Genomic DNA, 350 nt, shown 5'->3' on the forward strand with positions numbered 1-350 from the left:
CGCACGGTGAACGGCGAACCGGCGGAACAGTGGCAGTACAACGAACGCGGCTGGCTGGCGGAAATCAGCCACCTCAGTGAAGGCCACCGCGTCACTGTTCACTACGGCTATGATGAGAAAGGCCGGCTCATTCGTGAGCAGCAGGTGGTGCATCACCCGGAAACGGACGAACCGCTCTGGCATCATGAGACACAGCACGGCTACAGCGACGCAGGCCTGGCACACCGCATGACATCAGACAAACTGCCTGCTGTGGAGTGGCTGACTTACGGCTCCGGTTATCTGGCAGGAATGAAGCTCGGCGACACCCCGCTTATCGACCTCACCCGCGACCGCCTGCACCGGGAGAC

1 protein-coding gene is annotated in these 350 nt (G+C 61.7%); it reads left to right on the top strand.

Annotated features, from left to right (window positions below; translation table 11 throughout):
* The coding region (locus OGY09_RS01065; protein ID WP_286589816.1) for a hypothetical protein at positions 1–350 on the top strand (350 nt) is incomplete at both ends.

It is taken from the genome of Citrobacter sp. Cpo071, assembly GCF_030332765.1.
Classification (GTDB): Bacteria; Pseudomonadota; Gammaproteobacteria; order Enterobacterales; family Enterobacteriaceae; genus Citrobacter; species Citrobacter portucalensis.